This is a genomic window from Gallaecimonas xiamenensis 3-C-1, assembly GCF_000299915.1.
In the GTDB taxonomy this organism is placed as follows: Bacteria; Pseudomonadota; Gammaproteobacteria; order Enterobacterales; family Gallaecimonadaceae; genus Gallaecimonas; species Gallaecimonas xiamenensis.
Genome location: NZ_AMRI01000010.1, coordinates 94,051 through 110,461, shown reverse-complemented (window position 1 = coordinate 110,461; position 16,411 = coordinate 94,051). Strand labels below are relative to the sequence as shown.

Here is a 16,411-nt window from a genome sequence, read left to right as displayed (position 1 = left end):
AGCCGCTCGTAAGGCAGGTGAGCCCCGTGGGCAGTTGGCAGTTGGCAGTTGGCAGTTGGCAGTTGGCAGTTGGCAGTTGGCAGTTGGCAGTTGGCAGTTGGCAGTTGGCAGTTGGCAGTTGGCAGTTGGCAGTTGGCAGTTGGCAGTTGGCAGTTGGCAGTTGGCAGTTGGCAGTTGGCAGTTGGCAGTTGGCAGTTGGCAGTTGGCAGTTGGCAGTTGGCAGTTGGCAGTTGGCAGTTGGCAGTTGGCAGTTGGCAGTTGGCAGTTGGCAGTTGGCAGTTGGCAGTTGGCAGTTGGCAGTTGGCAGTTGGCAGTTGGCAGTTGGCAGTTGGCAGTTGGCAGTTGGCAGTTGGCAGTTGGCAGTTGGCAGTTGGCAGTTGGCAGTTGGCAGTTGGCAGTTGGCAGTTGGCAGTTGGCAGTTGGCAGTTGGCAGTTGGCAGTTGGCAGTTGGCAGTTGGCAGTTGGCAGTTGGCAGTTGGCAGTTGGCAGTTGGCAGTTGGCAGTTGGCAGTTGGCAGTTGGCAGTTGGCAGTTGGCAGTTGGCAGTTGGCAGTTGGCAGTTGGCAGTTGGCAGTTGGCAGTTGGCAGTTGGCAGTTGGCAGTTGGCAGTTGGCAGTTGGCAAGCCTAGCCCAAGCCCCTTGTGCATAGATACGCCCCGTGCCCTTTATCAGTGCAACTGGCGCACTTCTGCCTTGAATGCTGCGCATTGGCTTAGCTAGCACCGGCGCCAAGCTTATCGAGCAATGGGACTGACCCCAAAGCCAGCCAAATAGCCAAAAGCTCGCTTGCAGCGGGCTTTCTATTGGCGCTGCTCGCCCAAACTAGCTGACCTTTTGCACCTCGGTGGCCGATGGCGCCAGCACAGCCCCCTGCTGGGCAGTCGGCGCCATAAAGGGCACTGGCTTGCCGGTGTGTTTTTCAATCAACAGCGAATGGCGTTCGCCCTCTGCAAAGAGGTGCTTCTCGCCCCATTGCCGCAAGGCCACCACCACCGGGAACAGGCTCTCCCCTTTGGCCGTCAGCACGTATTCCTGGTACGCAGTGCCATCCGAGGCGCCCTGCATCTCAAGCACACCCGCTTCAACCAGCTTGCGCAACCGGTCTGACAGGATGTTTCGCGCCACTCCCAGACTCCGCTGGAAGTCGCCGAAGCGGCGCATGCCATCGAAGGCGTCGCGCACTATCAGCAGCGACCAGCGGTCCCCTATCAGGTCAACACAACGGGCAACGGGACAGGGCTCGTTTTTCATCGGTTTACGCTGTGGCATGGGGTTGTCTCGCAGGCTGATGGCAGGGATTGCAGTTGCATTTTAAAACTACAAGGCCTAGCATCCAACTTGTTTTATTTTGAAACCAAGTTGTTCAGGGTCAGGATCATGAAGCCTTCTCCAGCATCCCCTTTACCGGCAACCGAGGCTAAGCCTGCAGCCATGGCCCGCAGCCTGGTGTGGCTGTTCGCCGTTGCCAGCGGCCTAAGCGTGGCTAACGTCTATTACGCGCAACCCTTGCTGGACGCCCTGGCAAAAGAATTTGGCATCAGCCATGCCGCCGTTGGCGGCGTGGTAACCGCAACCCAGGTCGGTTGCGCCTTAGCCCTGTTGCTGCTGGTGCCATTGGGCGACAGACTGGAGCGCCGCCGGCTGATGCTGTTTCAGCTGCTGGCCCTGGTTGCCGCCCTGGTTGGCGTGGCAACGGCGCCCAGCGCACCGGCCCTGCTTACCGCCATGCTGGCCGTGGGTTTGCTGGGTACGGCGATGACCCAAGGGCTGATCGCCTATGTCGCCAGCGCCGCCGGCCCCCATGAACGGGGCCAGGTGGTTGGCGCAGCCCAGGGCGGCGTCTTTATCGGTTTACTGCTGGCCAGGGTGTTTTCTGGTGGCATCAGTGACCTGGCCGGCTGGCGCGGCGTCTACCTGGGGGCCGCCGCCCTGATGCTGGCCATGGCCATTCCTCTGTGGCGGCGGCTACCTACCCTGGTAACCGCGCCTGCCGTGATGAGCTACCCGCGACTGCTCACTTCCATGCTAACCCTGCTGCGGGAAGAAAAAGTGCTACAGGTTCGGGGCCTGTTGGCGCTGCTGATGTTTGCCGCCTTCAACATCTTCTGGAGCGCGCTGGTGTTTCCGTTAAGTGCGCCGCCCTACCACTTTTCCCATACCTCCATAGGTGCCTTTGGTTTGGTGGGGGTGATAGGTGCCCTCGCTGCCACCCGGGCCGGGCGCTGGGCTGACCAGGGCCATGGCCAACGCACCAGCGCCATGGCCCTGGTGACCTTACTGCTGGCCTGGTGGCCACTTTCATTGCTGGACTGGTCCCTAGGCGCCCTGGCGGTTGGCATAGTGATGCTGGATTTGGGAGGCCAGGCACTGCACGTTACCAACCAGAGTATGATTTTTCGCACCAGGCCCGAGGCACAGAGCAGGCTGGTGGGTCTTTATATGCTGTTTTACGCCATCGGCAGCGGCTTGGGCGCCATCAGCACAACGGCCGCCTACGCCCATGGCGGCTGGCAAGGCGTCTGCCTGCTGGGTGCAGGGGTCAGCCTGGCGGCCCTGTTGCTGTGGTGGCTAACCCGGCGGGTAGGCCATGGCCAACAGACTTCGGCCTGTCCAACATAAAAAGCGACGGGCGACGAATAAAGGGAAGCAAAAGGAAGGCCACATTCGCCCCTGGCCATACGCGCTTTATCCCGCAAACAGGGTTGATATTTATGGGGCGTTTGCTGATAAGGTAAACAGCAAACGCCACTCCAAGGACGGCCATGAAAGCAGCACTCACCAACACCCTTATCCTACTCAGCGCCCTGCTGATAACGGCCCTGACCTTTTGGGGCTTAATGGTATCGGTGAAATTGGAAAGACCCCGCACCTTAACCACCATCCAACTGGCACTACTGGAGCGGCATCAGCAAGACAGCTTTAAAACGACGGGCTTGACCTGTAACTGCGTCTCGGATGGCAGTTGGCACAATTCATTTGCGGCACGCGGCGGTCACGAGGGCTGTAGCCCCGCCTACATGGTAATCGCCAATAGGCAAGCGATAGGCCCTTGCCCGTTCTCTGAATACATTACCTTTGTCTACTACCAAATACTGCCAAAGCCCACCCCCAGAATACCTGCCGGGTTATTTAGGGTTGGGGTGTGATGCTACTTAACGATCAGCTACCACCTAAGCCGCTGATCTAGATAAGAACTCGAAGTGGGTGTCCCCTTGAGTTTACAACGTGATCAGTTTTGCCATGGTGGCCATGGGTACCGCCATAGAATGTGGCCCGCAACAGACAGCTGAACAGCCTCGATTTTCTCGTAATAGCATCAAACGCTTAGGGATCAGCTGAGGCTTTACGAGCAGAGTTCTATAGGTGATGATAGCCTTTTAATAAAGCCTTATGGGATACGTCATGGAAGGATTCTGGACAGGTGCAGTGAAGTACTGCGGCATAGCCGCTGTAGCTGGATTTGTTGGCTGGAAGGTTTACCCGCAGATGATTGGTTCTCCTTACCTGAAGAATCTCACGCACACTGAGCTGTTTGCTCTTCTCGCCCTTATCGTGATCGTGGTTTTCGGTCTCTGTCTAGTCCTGGTCAATGCAGGCACCAAACGCGGCCCTGGGAACAACACGGTCACCATCACAGAATCGACCGTGCATGGAGACGTCCAAGCCGGCAATAACACAACCCCTGATAACAAATGAATAAAGCGAATGTGCGGGGCTCCCAAATTCATGGTGATCTCAGGGTAGGTAACGATACCAACTACATCATCAATCTTCCCCCACCTGACCCCACAGCTATCACGCGTGCATTGGCAAAAATTCAGGAGCTCAGCGAGAACGACGAAGATTTTCAGTGGTTCGTAGAGCGTCTAGATTTTTTCACCAATCAGAAAGTCCAAGCACCTGTGATTGGTCTTGAACAGAAACTTATTAACGGTGGCAGAGACGACCTCCTTGAGGTTGCGATTGAGCGTAAAGACTTCTTTGCGAAGCACCTCATGAAATCGCAGCTCAACCGAAGACGCCAAGGCATATTCCTCTACATCCTTCAGAAAATCAGTTTCGCATTCGAAGAGCTAGTTCGCCCACTCATTAAGAATGGGGCACCAAACGAAGCCATTGACGACGTGATCCTGAACGGGATTGTCGATGTAATCTATCGCGAGGTCATGGCCGAAGACTTGACCATCGATCAATACATGATCTCCGGCATGTTGTACTTCTTGACCGGGAAATGCCATTTGATCTGGGAGAGGCCAAAATGTTGATGTATCACCCAGCCTTTGACGCCAACCATTGCCTCTACAGAGTAGTGTCGATCCTTCGTGCCACCAGTGATACAAAAGTCAGCTGGCAGCTACTGCGAATGCTAGATTTCTACTATTTGTTCCCTAGTCAGCTCAAGAACATTAAGCCCTGGCCTAGGGATATTGGGAAATTGAAAGCTTTGGTGATGAAAATCCCTGATCAGTTCGAAGACCTGACCAACCCTGCGCGTACGTTTTTTGAGTTGGAGACCTTCCAGAAAACCGCAACGCTCGAATTGATCGCCAAAGGTGTTCTCTCCAAAGCCGCATTTGACAAAGGCATAATGGAGCTAGAGCCTGACTCACTACCCTCGGCCTACATAGCCCTACTGGATACTGATGACTTCCTCAAGAGCGATGCTTTTGAGGTGATCACTAAAGGTTTGCCGAGCACAAAATTTAGTGGATCGAACGGTCTCAAATTTCGCTCCGGCCTGATGGAGTACATTTATGACTTCTAAGCCGTCTACGTTCTTTGTTAATCGCTTCATTATTGCCAAAGGTGGCAAAGCGGTATACGACGAGGTCTTCCACAGAGGCGTCAATATCATTCGAGGTGCCAATAGCGTAGGCAAGTCCACAATCATGGATTTCCTATTCAATTGCCTTGGCGGAGATATCGCGGAAGATCGATGGAACGAGGAAGCTCAGACATGCGACGCAGTCTTTGCAGAGATTGAATTAAACGGTCACGTTTTGACAATCCATCGTCCGGTACAACCAGGCAAGAAGCCGCCAATGAGCTTCTTCGACGGCAGCTACGAGCAGCTACGAGCCGCCAATTCAGCGGCGGTTTGGCAGAGCTACGGCATCAATCGTACCGATGAAAAACTTAGCTTCTCCCAGCAGCTTTTTGAGCTCTTGGACTGGCCTCATAATCAGACCGACGATTTTGCGAACCTCACCATCCACCAGATACTGCGCCTGATTTACGTTGACCAAGGTACTGCTGTTAACAAGATTCTGCGAGCCGAACACTCAACATTCGACAAGCCCAGCATGCGCCAAGCGATCGGAGATTTCCTGCTCGGTCTAGACGACCTCGGCATCTATGCGCTCAAGCAGCAGCGGTCAAAAGCCGAGTCCGAGTTCGCGAAAATCGGCGGCCAGCTAGACTCCATCTACAGATACATATCCCCTTCCGAAGGTGTATTGCGCGAAGCCTCGCTTAACAGCGCCATTGAAAACGCCAACTCGGAACTCAAGGGGCTTCTCGCTCAACGAGACGTGCTGCTAGCTCAACCTGACGAATCAACGTCAGACACTGCCCTCAAAGCCAAAGCTGAGCAGGCTAGCCAGAAGATCGCTCAACTCACAAAAGAAATCGACATCCGGACGACCAAGCAAGCTGAAAGGGTCAATGAGATCGTCGAGTCCGAGCTGTTCATCGCAGCGATCGAGTCGAGGATTAAAGCGCTCAAGGAGTCCCGTACCGCCTACGATTTCTTCGGTGAAGTCAGGTTCAAATTCTGTCCCAGCTGCTTGTCTGCGCTGTCAGATTCAGGCAAAGAGCAATGCCATCTGTGCAAAACTGAGCTGGACAAGAACTCGAGAGAGGCTTCCTATCTCGCAGCACTGAATGAGCTGACGTTTCAGAAGAAAGAAAGTACGAAAGTTCTGGTTGAGCTACGCACCGCGCTGAGTGAACATGCCCACTATCTAAACTCACTGCAGCACTCGCTCCAGACGGTTAAGTCCAATCACATTGCGGCGCTTCGGATGAATTCCGATCGAGTATTCAAACTCAGCGAGTTATCGGCTCAGATCGGCACCATCGAAGAACGCATCAAAAATTATGATACTAAGACCAAACTGGTAACAGCTGTAGAGGGGCTTGTTGAGAAAAAGCAGAGCCTCAATGCCACCATGCTGGATCTGGATGAGCAGATCAAGGCCAGCAAAGCGCAAACCAGCTCTCGCCGTGAGTCCATCGAAAACAATTTGTCTGAAAAAACCGTAGAACTTCTCAAGCAGGATGGCGGCTTCGAACCCGCGTTCAACGTTGCACAAGCCGTCATGTTCGATTTTGGCAAAGATTTCATGTTGGTAGACGGGCGCTCGAAATTCTCTGCCAGCTCCGAAACCATTCTCAAGAACAGTTTCCATCTAGCTATTCTGCTGGAATCGCTAGAGGATGAGAGCATGCGTTATCCAAGACTGCTCTTGCTCGATAACATCGAGGACAAGGGGATGGGCCCTGATCGTAGCCAGAACTTCCAGAGAGTACTTGTAGAGGCGCTCGCCAAGCATAATGACAAGCCTTACCAAGTCATCATGACCACTTCGATGGTTGATCCTGAGCTTGATAAGTCGGCTCTCTGCGTGGGACCACATTACAAAAAAGGTATGCACACGCTGGATATTTAGACGGTATAGCTTAGCAGGACACCCACTTTCAATTTTGTTAAAAATCATGCATTTGCCAGAAACACAACGGAGCAGCGGCTCTTCAAGCCTCAAAAGTCTTGCTGGTGAGACCCCGGAGCCCCTTTAAGTGGAGCGCCTTGCCGTCGGGGGCGTGAGCTGGCGCGAGACAGGGATGTGAGGCGGCCAGCTTGGTCGAGCGGAGGACGCGTCGGGGCGAAGCTTGCACATCAAAGCACTGCTTTGATGCTGCTGAGCGCAAGCACAGGACGTGCGAGCTGGAAGCAACCACCATGGAAGGCTCTTAAAGCCCTAGCCCCCCTGCTGCGCTGTACGACCAGAGACGAAGATTAAGCGACAAACCTGTATGGAATAGGTTTGAACATCGCTAGCGATGGCCCGAAGGGCGAAGACCATGGATGGTCTGAGTAAACATGGGCGAGGCTTTTGCCTGGGAGGCCCCGCCTACTTTTGGCCTCAAAAGTAGGGCGCGTGCAGGAGCGCCCCCTGCTTATAAAGGAACCAACCGCAATAAAGCAACCCGAAAAGAACACCCAAACCCGCCCTTCGCCCCATTAAAAACCCCGCTTTCGCGGGGTTTTTAATGCTTTTGATCTAGGCCCTGCTTTACAGCCAGGCCGGCGCGGTCACTCCCACTCTATTATTGACAGAGAGTTTAAATACTTAAATATCAGCAGCTTAATAAACAACAACTCTTCGATACCAAGAAAAATACCATGTACAGAATTTTTTAGTTTTTTACTGTGTTGAGACTGTTCTTACAACTCCAGTCCCGCCAAAAAGTCATGCTGCAGCTGCTCTATCCTCTCGTAGCTGCAAAGGTTTTGACTCCTGAACTGAGCCCCGACCAGTCCATCAATATCAGCCGCCAATGCAGTTATCCGGCTGACGGTATCTGGGCTGGTGCCGGGCTCAGACAAGATCATTTTCAAATCGTACCCGAGCAGGAAAGCTCCTTGCCGCTCGGGATCATACTCAAGGCGCTCCCCCGGGATATAAGGCTCCCACAGACGATCCTCCTGAACATGCTGGTACTCAAGCAGAATGGTTAAAAAGTCAGCCGCGTCTTTGCTGCTCTCGTTTCCCCGCTCCTGCCAGGCAATCAACTTTAGCAGAGTCAGCCCGGCCAGCGACGCGACTTTGATGGTATCACCCTGCCCTAGCTCTACTGATAAGGCAGCATCGTAAGCTTCCTGAAATCCAGCCACCGACATAGTGACCGCATGCTCTGGCGGCCACTGTATTTCACCTGCGGCATCGGCTATGGCACCAAACGGGATAATATCAATTGGCAAGCCACTGTCGGGGTCTTTAAGTCGATGGACTCTATTGGTTACGGTTAAACCAGCATCCAGCAAAGCCTGCCTTACTCGGGAGAAAGCGTCCCAATCCGGCACCAGAATACCGGTATCAATATCCCGGGTCTGACGACCGGGATCCCGCCCAAACACATGATACAGAACGAGATCTCTCGCCGTTGCCCCAGCAACAAAAAATGGCACGCCGGTTTGCCTGGTTGTGCGGGTGATCAGTGTCAGTACGGGCTCAAACCCAGGTTTCAGGGAGTGTTTTAAGGTGTAGATATTGCTCATTGATGAGTTCGGCAACCTCTTTGTTTCGGCTATCACTGCTTGCAAGCAGTTCGGCAACAGCCAGCAATGCCTTGGCGTTGATATTGATGTCCAGCTCCTTTCCCCAGAATGCAGGAACTAACCAGAGTCTGCCGGCAGGGTCAGGCTTTGCCTTGAGCAGAGCAAGCCTTTTCTGCAGTGGCTCAAAGGTAAAAAGCTGTAACTCATAAGGCTGTAGATAGCCCGTCAGTTCATCGGCGGCCACTTCTCCCCCCCAGCGATCTTTGGGTGTTAAGGGGATCTCTCGCCAGTCACCCGGAGCCACTAGTCTTATCCCACCGAGTTTTGGTCTTAATACGGTGCGATAGTGTTCAATCCAGATGTGATAAAGGGCTTCCTTATCCAGAATACGCCGGGTACTGCACAGACTGACAAGCTTTTCAGACTCCAGGTGTTTAAACCCCTTGCTGACCATGCCCAATGAAATATTTGCCATCTCGGCAATGGCTCGAAATGGTAAACGTAACACATCCTCATCAGCCAACAAGGCAAATACCAGCTTCATAAAGCCCAGCCCAGGCTTTGCCTGCTGCTGAGTTGCAGGGTGACTTTCAGAGCTGTTTTTCCCCTCAATCCACAGATTCAGTCCATTACAGCTCACCCTGGCGTTACCGGCTTCATCAATGAAGTTGATAGCGTTGCTGGAGCAAAAGTCGGCGAGATGAGCGGTCAGTCTGTTGCACACTAAAAGAGTGTCTGGGCGAGCAGCATCCAGCAATGCTGTGAGGCTTTCTTTGCGGTGGATATGCTTTATTTCAGCGCTAAACTGGTAGCAGCGTTCGCCGTGTACCGTCAGGGTGACCTGAGCATCGGTGTAAGGCTTGCCATCCGGCTTTGGATCAAAGGTGCACTCCCCTTGAATGTGCGAGGGCAGATTATCTATGGCCAGCATCAGCAGAGTCGCGTTAGTGTTCACACATCATCACCGTTCATGAATCATGAACAAATCATAGGCGTGAACACCAAGGACTGCAAGAGGCTGGCTACCCCCCGCTGGCTTCATCTTGGCTGAAACTGTCTGAGCGCCGAAGATTTTGATACTTCCCTGCTCAAAAGGTGAACTTCTGTGCCACGAGTGTGAAAATGTCGGGTGCGCCAGCATCAAAGGTTATATGTACCCAATAACAAAAAGCCCCTGCAGTGCAGGGGCTTTTATCATTCACCGATAACCGGCCTCACTCCCACTCAATCGTCGCCGGCGGCTTACCAGAAATGTCGTAAACAACGCGGCTGATGCCATCAATTTCATTGATGATGCGGTTCGACACCTTACCCAGCAGATCGTAAGGCAGGTGGGCCCAGTGGGCGGTCATAAAGTCGATGGTCTCGACGGCGCGAAGGCTGACAACCCAGTCGTACTTACGGCCATCGCCCATGACGCCCACGGAGCGTACCGGCAGGAACACCACAAAGGCCTGGCTGACCTTGTGGTACAGATCGGCTTTGCGCAGCTCTTCGATAAAGATGGCGTCGGCGCGGCGAAGAAGGTCGCAGTATTCCTTTTTCACTTCGCCCAGCACCCGCACGCCCAGGCCCGGCCCCGGGAAGGGGTGGCGGTAGAGCATGTCGTAGGGCAGGCCCAGTTCCAGGCCGATTTTGCGCACTTCGTCTTTGAAGAGCTCACGCAGCGGTTCGACCAGACCCATGGCCATGTCTTCTGGCAGGCCGCCGACGTTGTGGTGGGACTTGATCACATGGGCCTTGCCGGTCTTGGAGGCGGCAGACTCGATGACGTCGGGGTAGATGGTGCCCTGGGCCAGCCATTTGGCGTTTTTCATCTGCTTGGAGTATTCGTCGAACACTTCCACGAACACCCGGCCTATGGTCTTGCGCTTGGCTTCCGGCTCGTCGATGCCTTTAAGGGCGGACAGGAAGCGCTCTTCGGCGTCGGCCTTGATGATGTTAAGGCCGAAGTGGTCGCCGAACATCTCCATCACCTGTTCGCCTTCATTGAGGCGCAGCAGGCCATTGTCAACGAACACACAGGTGAGCTTGTCGCCGATGGCGCGGTGCACCAACATGGCGACGACGGACGAATCCACACCGCCGCTAAGGCCCAGAATAACTTCGTCGTCGCCTACTTGCTCTTTGATGCGGGCCACGGCGTCTTCGATGATGGCGCTTGGTGTCCACAGGGCGTCACAGCCGCAGATCTCCAGCACGAAGTGCTCGAGCAGGCGCTTGCCTTGGCGGGTGTGGGTGACTTCCGGGTGGAACTGCACGCCGTAGAAGCGTTTTTCCTCGTTGGCCATGATGGCGAACGGGCAGTTGTCGGTCTTGGCGACGGTCTCGAAGCCTTGGGGGATGGCCACTACTTTGTCGCCGTGGCTCATCCACACGTCCAGCAGGGCGCGGCCGCCGGCGCTGATGGCATCTTCGATGCCGTGGGTGAGCTTGGAGTCGGTCAGCAGTTCGATTTGGGCATAACCGAACTCGCGCTCCATGGAGCTTTCAACGGCGCCGCCCAGCTGATGGGCCATGGTCTGCATGCCGTAGCAGATACCGAACACCGGCACACCGGCATTAAAGACGTATTCGGGGGCGCGGGGGCTATTGGCTTCGTGCACGGACTCGGGGCCGCCGGACAGGATGATGCCGTTGGGGGCGAATTCGCGGATGTCTTCTTCGCTGACGTCCCAGGCCCACAGCTCGCAGTAAACGCCGATTTCACGGATACGGCGGGCAATGAGTTGGGTGTACTGGGAGCCGAAGTCCAGGATAAGGATGCGGCTTTCGTGGATGTTCTTGGTCATCGTTGGCCCTGCTTTTAAAACGCTAAATAGAAGGGCGCCGGCAAGGTGCCGGCGCCGTAACTTAGGAGCTGCGGTAGTTGGGGGCTTCCTTGGTGATGGTCACGTCGTGGACGTGGGACTCACCCATACCGGCGCTGGTGACCTTGACGAACTGCGCCTTGGTGCGCATGTCGTCGATGGTGCCGTTGCCGGTCAGACCCATGGAGGAGCGCAGGCCGCCCATCTGCTGGTGGATGATGTCCTTGACCTTGCCTTTGTAGGGCACGCGGCCTTCGATGCCTTCGGGCACCAGCTTGTCGGCGGCGTTGTCGGTCTGGAAGTAGCGGTCGCTGGAACCCTTGGTCATGGCGCCCAGGGACCCCATGCCACGGTAGGATTTAAAGGCGCGGCCTTGGTAGAGCTCGATTTCGCCCGGGGCTTCGTCGGTACCGGCCAGCATGCCGCCCACCATGACGCAGTTGGCGCCGGCGGCGATGGCTTTACAGATATCGCCGGAGAAGCGAATGCCGCCGTCGGCAATGACCGGAATGCCGGTGCCTTCCAGGGCTTCGACTGCGTCGGACACGGCGGTGATCTGCGGTACGCCGACACCGGTGACGATACGGGTGGTGCAGATGGAGCCAGGGCCTATGCCCACCTTGACGGCGTCCACGCCCGCCTCAACCAGCGCCAGGGCGCCGGCGGCGGTGGCCACGTTACCACCGATGATTTGCACCTCGGGGAAGGCCTTGCGGGTTTCGCGGATGCGCTGCAGTACGCCTTCGGAGTGGCCGTGGGAGGAGTCAATCAGCAGCACGTCAACACCGGCGGCTACCAGGGCGGCGACGCGGTCTTCATTACCGGCGCCGGCACCGACGGCGGCACCGACGCGCAGGCGGCCACGCTCGTCTTTACAGGCGTTGGGCTTGCGTTCGGCTTTTTGGAAGTCTTTAACGGTGATAAGGCCCTTGAGGTGGAAGTTGTCGTCCACCACCAGCACTTTTTCGACCCGGTGCTGTTGCATCAGGCGCTGCACTTCTTCGCGGGGGGTACCCACCTTGACGGTGACCAGCTTGTCTTTGGGGGTCATCACCTCGGACACCTTGCGGCCGTGGTCGGTGACAAAGCGCACGTCACGGGCGGTGATGATGCCTTCGAGTTCGCCGGACTTGGATACCACCGGGAAACCGGCATAGCCGTTTTCTTCGGTCAGGCGCAGCACGTCGGTGATGGTGTGGTCGGCAGAGACGCAGTCAGGGTCGGTCACCATGCCGGCGACGTAACGCTTAACCTTGCGTACTTCTTCGGCCTGCTGTTCGATGCTCATGTTTTTGTGGATGAAACCGATACCGCCTTCCTGGGCCAGGGCAATGGCCAGGTTGGCTTCGGTCACGGTGTCCATGGCCGCAGAAACCATCGGGATGTTCAGCTCGATTTTGCGCGTCAGCTTGGTGCGCAGGTCGGCAGTGTTGGGCAGCACAGTGGAATGTGCGGGGAGCAGGAGGACGTCGTCGAACGTCAAGGCTTCTTTGATAACGCGTAGCATGGCAACAGCCTCACCGATGGATAGTGGGAAGGGACCTGGTATAGGTGTTGCCGCGGCATTCTAGCGCCGAGCCTGCCTTTGGGCAAATGCTTTTTGCATCTGGTAGACTGCGGCAAAGTTTCAAAGGGGCAAGGCATGCGCCAAATCTTCTCGGTCACCCAGCTCAACACCCAGGTTCGGCACCTGATGGAAGACAGTCTAGGCCTGGTCTGGCTGAGCGGCGAGCTGTCCAACTTCAAAGCCTATGGTTCCGGCCATTGGTATTTCTCCCTCAAAGATGACCGCTCCCAGGTCAGCTGCGCCATGTTCCGTGGCAAAAACAGCGGCGTGACCTTCCGCCCCCAAGACGGCATGCAGCTGTTGGTGCGGGCCCGCCCTACCCTTTACGAGCCGCGCGGCAACTACCAGCTGGTGGTGGAATTTATGGAGCCGGCCGGGGACGGCCTGCTCAAGCAGCAGTTTGACGCCCTGAAGATGAAACTGGCCGCCGAGGGCCTGTTTGCGGACGCCCGCAAGCGCCCGCTGCCGGCCCACCCCAAACGCATCGGGGTGATAAGCTCCCCCAGTGGCGCCGCCGTGCACGACATTTTAAACGTGCTTAAACGCCGGGCGCCGTTTTTGGAGGTGGTGCTCTACCCCGCCCAGGTGCAGGGGGAACAGTCGGCCCAGCAGCTGTGCCAGGCCCTGGCCATGGCGGCGGCCCGCCAGGAGGTGGACGTATTGATCCTCGGCCGAGGCGGCGGCAGCCTCGAAGACTTGTGGAGCTTTAACGACGAACAGCTGGCCCGGGCCATAGCCCAGAGCCCGATCCCGGTGGTGAGCGCCGTTGGCCACGAAACCGATGTCACCATCAGCGATTTTGTGGCCGACCTGCGCGCCCCTACCCCCTCTGCCGCCGCCGAACTGGTGTCAGGCCAGGCCGGGCTTATCAAGGACCGCTTTGGCGAACTGAGGCAGCGCCTGGGCCAACTGGGGCAAGGCTACCTGCGCCAGCAGGCCAGCCGCCAGGGGGAACTGGCCGCTCGCCTTTACCGCCAAAGCCCCCAGCGCAAGCTGGAAAGGGACAGCCAAAAGCTGGACGAACTCAAGGCCAGGTTGCAGCGGGCCCTGCCCCGGCAGATGCAGCGCCAGCACCAGCCCTTGGCGCTGCTGAGCGCCCGTTTACAGCACCAGCATCCAGGGCGGCGCCTGGATGGCGCCGAGCAGCAACTGGCCCGGCTGAACCTGGCCCTGGCCCAGGGCCTTAAGCGGCAGTTGCAGGGCCAGCGCCAGGCCCAGCTGCGGCTAATTGAGAAGCTGCAGTTGGTCAGCCCCCTGGCCACCCTGGGGCGCGGTTATGCCATTGCCCAGGACAGCGCCCAGCAGGTGGTGGACAGCGTCCACAAGGCCCCTGCCGACGGGCGGCTTTTGGTGCGGGTAAAAGACGGTGTCTTCGACACCCAAATTCGCGCTGCCAAAGACAGCTAAGCACCTGGAAAGCCAGTAAAAACAAAGGCTGGCAAACGCCCCTTCCAAAGCCCCGCCCCGGGGCTTTTTTTTCGTTGAAAATTAGCACTTGACCAGGGGTCAAACTGGCCCTATAAAACGCGCCAATTTCTATCCTTTTGGCGCCAACAGCGACCGCTGTCTGGCAGGCCCGCCCGGGCTGATGGTCTATCTTGCAGTACCAGGTTCTATTGTTATCACTTAGCCTTTGTTGAGTAAGGAATCTTTTATGGATCAGGTTGTTGTTGCCGCCACCCAGATGAGTTGCAGCTGGGACAAAGAAGCGAACGTTGCCAAGGCCGAAGCCCTGGTACGCCAGGCCGCCGCCAAAGGCGCCCAGATCGTGTTGATCCAGGAGCTGTTCGAGCTGCCCTACTTCTGCATCGAAGTGAACGAAGACTTCCATGCCCTGGCCACCAGCCTGGAAGAGAACACCACCGTCAAACGCCTGCAACAGCTGGCCAAAGAGCTTGCCGTGGTGATCCCCTTCTCCTGGTTCGAGCGCAGCGGCGTGGCCCGTTACAACTCCCTGGTGGTCATAGACGCCGACGGCAGCCTGATGGACGTATACCGCAAGGCCCATATTCCAGACAGCGACGGCTACCTGGAAAAGTACTACTTCAGCCCCGGCGACACCGGCTTTAAGGTCTGGAACACCCGCTACGCCAAGATCGGCATCGCCATCTGCTGGGACCAATGGTTCCCGGAAGCGGCCCGCGCCATGGCGCTGATGGGCGCCGAAATGCTGTTCTATCCCACCGCCATCGGCTCCGAGCCCAGCCAGCCTGAGCTGGACAGCGCCGGTCAGTGGCAGCGGGTGATGCAGGGCCACGCCGCCGCCAACTGCATGCCGGTGATTGCCTCCAACCGGATCGGCGTGGAAAAGGGTGTGCGCACCCCTACCGAAATTCGCTTCTTTGGCTCGTCTTTTATCAGCGACCACACCGGCGCCAAGGTAGAAGAAGCCGGCCGCGACGAAGAAGCGGTGCTGGTGCACAGCTTCGATCTGAAAAAAATTCGCTACCAGCGTGAAGCCTGGGGCCTGTTCCGCGACCGCCGCCCCGGCCTGTACCGCAACCTGTTGACCCTGGACGGCAAGGTAGAACACTGATGAGCTTCGAAGTCTCAAGCCTGCCCGCAGCAGACGGCTTTCGCATGCCGGCGGAGTTCGAGCCTCAGGACGGGGTCTGGATGGCCTGGCCGGAGCGGTCCGACAACTGGCGCTTTGGCGCCAAGCCGGCCCAGCGCGCCTTTACCGAAGTGGCCAAGGCCATCAGCCAAACCACGCCGGTGACCATGGTGGTGTCCAGCAGCCAATACGCCAACGCTAGGCGCCAGCTGCCGCCGCAGATCCGGGTGGTGGAAATGACCACAGACGACGCCTGGCTGCGCGACACCGGCCCCACCTACCTGGTCAACGACCTGGGGGTACGCCGTGGGGTGGACTGGCAGTTCAACGCCTGGGGCGGCCTCCATTACGGCCTCTATTTCCCTTGGCACAACGACAATGCCGTGGCCCGTAAAGTCTGCGAGATCTACGGTGACAGCGTCTATAAGGCGCCCATCGTCATGGAAGGTGGCGCCATCCACGTGGACGGCGAAGGCACCCTCTACACCACCGAAGAATGTCTGCTCAGCCCCGGCCGCAACCCCGGCCTCGGCAAGGACGAGCTGGAAAAGCTGCTCAAGGACTACCTGAGTATCGAAAAAGTGGTGTGGCTGCCAAGGGGCGTATTCCAGGACGAAACCACCGGCCATGTGGACAACCTGATGCAGGTGATTGCCCCCGGCGTGGTGGCCATGACCTGGTGCGACGACCCGGCCGACGAGCAGTATGAAAGCTCCCAGGAAGCCTACCGGCTGCTGTGCGAGACCACAGACGCCCGTGGCCGCTCCCTGGTGGTGCACAAGCTGCCGATGCCGGGCCCGCTCTATCTGACCGAAGAAGAAGCCAGCGGCATCGACGCCTCAGGCGGCATGAACCGTGAAGGGGGCGCCCGCCTGGCCGGGTCTTACGCCAACTTCCTGATCACCAACAAGCAGGTGGTGTTCCCGCTGCTGGACCCGGCCAAGGACGAGCAGGTAGCCGCGCAGCTGGCCGACCTCTTTCCGGGGTATCTCATTACCGGCGTCAATGCCCGGGAGATCCTGCTGGGGGGGGGGAATATCCACTGTATCACCCAGCAAATCCCCCGCATCTAATAAAACGTCCAGACTTGCCGATACGGCGTTAAAAGGCCGCTAGAATGCTCATTTACTCACTGTAAACTGCGCGTTCTAGCGGCCTTTTGCCTTGTCTCGCCTTCGCCTGAATCGTTTTATGCTCTGG

Annotated in this window: 15 protein-coding genes; 10 read left to right on the top strand and 5 right to left on the bottom strand. The window is 57.1% G+C overall.

Going from position 1 to position 16,411, the window contains the following annotated elements:
- Nucleotides 1–26: 26 nt before the first annotated feature.
- Nucleotides 27–719: an exodeoxyribonuclease V subunit gamma gene (locus tag B3C1_RS19790; protein ID WP_192813360.1), complete on the top strand. Its 693-nt coding sequence runs from the start codon at nucleotides 27–29 to the stop codon at nucleotides 717–719.
- A 102-nt stretch (nucleotides 720–821) separates the two neighbouring features.
- On the opposite strand, the gene B3C1_RS08765 is transcribed toward B3C1_RS19790, so the two are convergent.
- On the bottom strand, nucleotides 822–1,268 hold the full coding sequence (locus B3C1_RS08765) for a winged helix-turn-helix transcriptional regulator (RefSeq protein WP_008484281.1): 447 nt from the start codon (nucleotides 1,266–1,268) through the stop codon (nucleotides 822–824).
- Nucleotides 1,269–1,376: 108 nt separating this feature from the next.
- On the opposite strand from B3C1_RS08765, the gene B3C1_RS08760 reads away from it, so the two are divergent.
- The 6 genes from B3C1_RS08760 (at nucleotide 1,377) to B3C1_RS08735 (ending at nucleotide 6,670) form a co-directional block, all read left to right on the top strand.
- Nucleotides 1,377–2,618, top strand: coding sequence for an MFS transporter (locus B3C1_RS08760; RefSeq protein WP_035481599.1), 1,242 nt, complete (start codon nucleotides 1,377–1,379; stop codon nucleotides 2,616–2,618).
- 143 nt (nucleotides 2,619–2,761) lie between these two features.
- Nucleotides 2,762–3,145, top strand: a complete 384-nt coding sequence (locus B3C1_RS08755; protein ID WP_008484278.1) for a hypothetical protein — start codon at nucleotides 2,762–2,764, stop codon at nucleotides 3,143–3,145.
- A gap of 256 nt (nucleotides 3,146–3,401) precedes the next feature.
- Nucleotides 3,402–3,695 carry a hypothetical protein gene (locus B3C1_RS08750; protein ID WP_035481559.1) on the top strand — a complete coding sequence of 98 codons (294 nt, stop codon included), beginning with the start codon at nucleotides 3,402–3,404 and terminating at the stop codon, nucleotides 3,693–3,695.
- Entirely contained in the window at nucleotides 3,692–4,264 is a 573-nt protein-coding gene (locus B3C1_RS08745) for an ABC-three component system protein (protein WP_035481558.1), read from the top strand. The genes B3C1_RS08750 and B3C1_RS08745 overlap by 4 nt, the downstream gene beginning before the upstream one ends.
- Nucleotides 4,258–4,764 (top strand): ABC-three component system middle component 5, encoded by a 507-nt coding sequence (locus B3C1_RS08740; protein WP_008484274.1) that lies wholly within the window; start codon nucleotides 4,258–4,260, stop codon nucleotides 4,762–4,764. Before B3C1_RS08745 ends, B3C1_RS08740 begins: the two co-directional genes overlap by 7 nt.
- A complete protein-coding gene (locus tag B3C1_RS08735) occupies nucleotides 4,754–6,670 on the top strand; it encodes an AAA family ATPase (RefSeq protein WP_008484273.1) in 1,917 nt (638 codons plus the stop codon). The genes B3C1_RS08740 and B3C1_RS08735 overlap by 11 nt, the downstream gene beginning before the upstream one ends.
- Before the next feature lie 776 nt (nucleotides 6,671–7,446).
- On the opposite strand, the gene B3C1_RS08730 is transcribed toward B3C1_RS08735, so the two are convergent.
- The 4 genes from B3C1_RS08730 to guaB all read right to left on the bottom strand — a co-directional run bounded on the left by B3C1_RS08730 (nucleotide 7,447) and on the right by guaB (nucleotide 12,597).
- Nucleotides 7,447–8,280: a nucleotidyl transferase AbiEii/AbiGii toxin family protein gene (locus B3C1_RS08730; RefSeq protein ID WP_083858289.1), complete on the bottom strand. Its 834-nt coding sequence runs from the start codon at nucleotides 8,278–8,280 to the stop codon at nucleotides 7,447–7,449.
- Nucleotides 8,234–9,235 (bottom strand): type IV toxin-antitoxin system AbiEi family antitoxin, encoded by a 1,002-nt coding sequence (locus tag B3C1_RS08725; RefSeq protein ID WP_008484271.1) that lies wholly within the window; start codon nucleotides 9,233–9,235, stop codon nucleotides 8,234–8,236. The genes B3C1_RS08730 and B3C1_RS08725 overlap by 47 nt, the downstream gene beginning before the upstream one ends.
- Before the next feature lie 259 nt (nucleotides 9,236–9,494).
- The gene (gene guaA, locus B3C1_RS08720; RefSeq protein WP_008484269.1) at nucleotides 9,495–11,072 is read right to left on the bottom strand and encodes a glutamine-hydrolyzing GMP synthase; all 1,578 of its coding nucleotides are present in this window, start codon (nucleotides 11,070–11,072) and stop codon (nucleotides 9,495–9,497) included.
- Between the two features lie 61 nt (nucleotides 11,073–11,133).
- The gene (guaB, locus tag B3C1_RS08715) at nucleotides 11,134–12,597 is read right to left on the bottom strand and encodes an IMP dehydrogenase (protein ID WP_008484267.1); all 1,464 of its coding nucleotides are present in this window, start codon (nucleotides 12,595–12,597) and stop codon (nucleotides 11,134–11,136) included.
- A 135-nt stretch (nucleotides 12,598–12,732) separates the two neighbouring features.
- Here guaB and xseA point away from each other — a divergent pair, with 135 nt between their 5' ends.
- The 3 genes from xseA (at nucleotide 12,733) to aguA (ending at nucleotide 16,284) form a co-directional block, all read left to right on the top strand.
- Nucleotides 12,733–14,064 (top strand): exodeoxyribonuclease VII large subunit, encoded by a 1,332-nt coding sequence (gene xseA, locus B3C1_RS08710; protein WP_008484266.1) that lies wholly within the window; start codon nucleotides 12,733–12,735, stop codon nucleotides 14,062–14,064.
- Between the two features lie 247 nt (nucleotides 14,065–14,311).
- Nucleotides 14,312–15,193 (top strand): N-carbamoylputrescine amidase, encoded by an 882-nt coding sequence (gene aguB, locus B3C1_RS08705; RefSeq protein ID WP_008484265.1) that lies wholly within the window; start codon nucleotides 14,312–14,314, stop codon nucleotides 15,191–15,193.
- Complete coding sequence (gene aguA / locus B3C1_RS08700; RefSeq protein WP_008484264.1) at nucleotides 15,193–16,284, top strand: agmatine deiminase; 1,092 nt, start codon at nucleotides 15,193–15,195, stop codon at nucleotides 16,282–16,284. Before aguB ends, aguA begins: the two co-directional genes overlap by 1 nt.
- Nucleotides 16,285–16,411 lie beyond the last annotated feature (127 nt).

Excerpts from the sequence above, each read along its gene's own strand:
- B3C1_RS08755 (WP_008484278.1), top strand. The coding sequence starts at position 2,762 with ATGAAAGCAGCACTCACCAACACCCTTATCCTACTCAGCGCCCTGCTG.
- guaB (WP_008484267.1), bottom strand. The coding sequence starts at position 12,597 with ATGCTACGCGTTATCAAAGAAGCCTTGACGTTCGACGACGTCCTCCTG.
- guaA (WP_008484269.1), bottom strand. The coding sequence starts at position 11,072 with ATGACCAAGAACATCCACGAAAGCCGCATCCTTATCCTGGACTTCGGC.
- aguA (WP_008484264.1), top strand. The coding sequence starts at position 15,193 with ATGAGCTTCGAAGTCTCAAGCCTGCCCGCAGCAGACGGCTTTCGCATG.
- B3C1_RS08730 (WP_083858289.1), bottom strand. The coding sequence starts at position 8,280 with ATGAGCAATATCTACACCTTAAAACACTCCCTGAAACCTGGGTTTGAG.
- B3C1_RS08765 (WP_008484281.1), bottom strand. The coding sequence starts at position 1,268 with ATGCCACAGCGTAAACCGATGAAAAACGAGCCCTGTCCCGTTGCCCGT.
- B3C1_RS08750 (WP_035481559.1), top strand. The coding sequence starts at position 3,402 with ATGGAAGGATTCTGGACAGGTGCAGTGAAGTACTGCGGCATAGCCGCT.
- B3C1_RS08735 (WP_008484273.1), top strand. The coding sequence starts at position 4,754 with ATGACTTCTAAGCCGTCTACGTTCTTTGTTAATCGCTTCATTATTGCC.
- B3C1_RS08760 (WP_035481599.1), top strand. The coding sequence starts at position 1,377 with ATGAAGCCTTCTCCAGCATCCCCTTTACCGGCAACCGAGGCTAAGCCT.
- aguB (WP_008484265.1), top strand. The coding sequence starts at position 14,312 with ATGGATCAGGTTGTTGTTGCCGCCACCCAGATGAGTTGCAGCTGGGAC.
- xseA (WP_008484266.1), top strand. The coding sequence starts at position 12,733 with ATGCGCCAAATCTTCTCGGTCACCCAGCTCAACACCCAGGTTCGGCAC.
- B3C1_RS08740 (WP_008484274.1), top strand. The coding sequence starts at position 4,258 with ATGTTGATGTATCACCCAGCCTTTGACGCCAACCATTGCCTCTACAGA.
- B3C1_RS08745 (WP_035481558.1), top strand. The coding sequence starts at position 3,692 with ATGAATAAAGCGAATGTGCGGGGCTCCCAAATTCATGGTGATCTCAGG.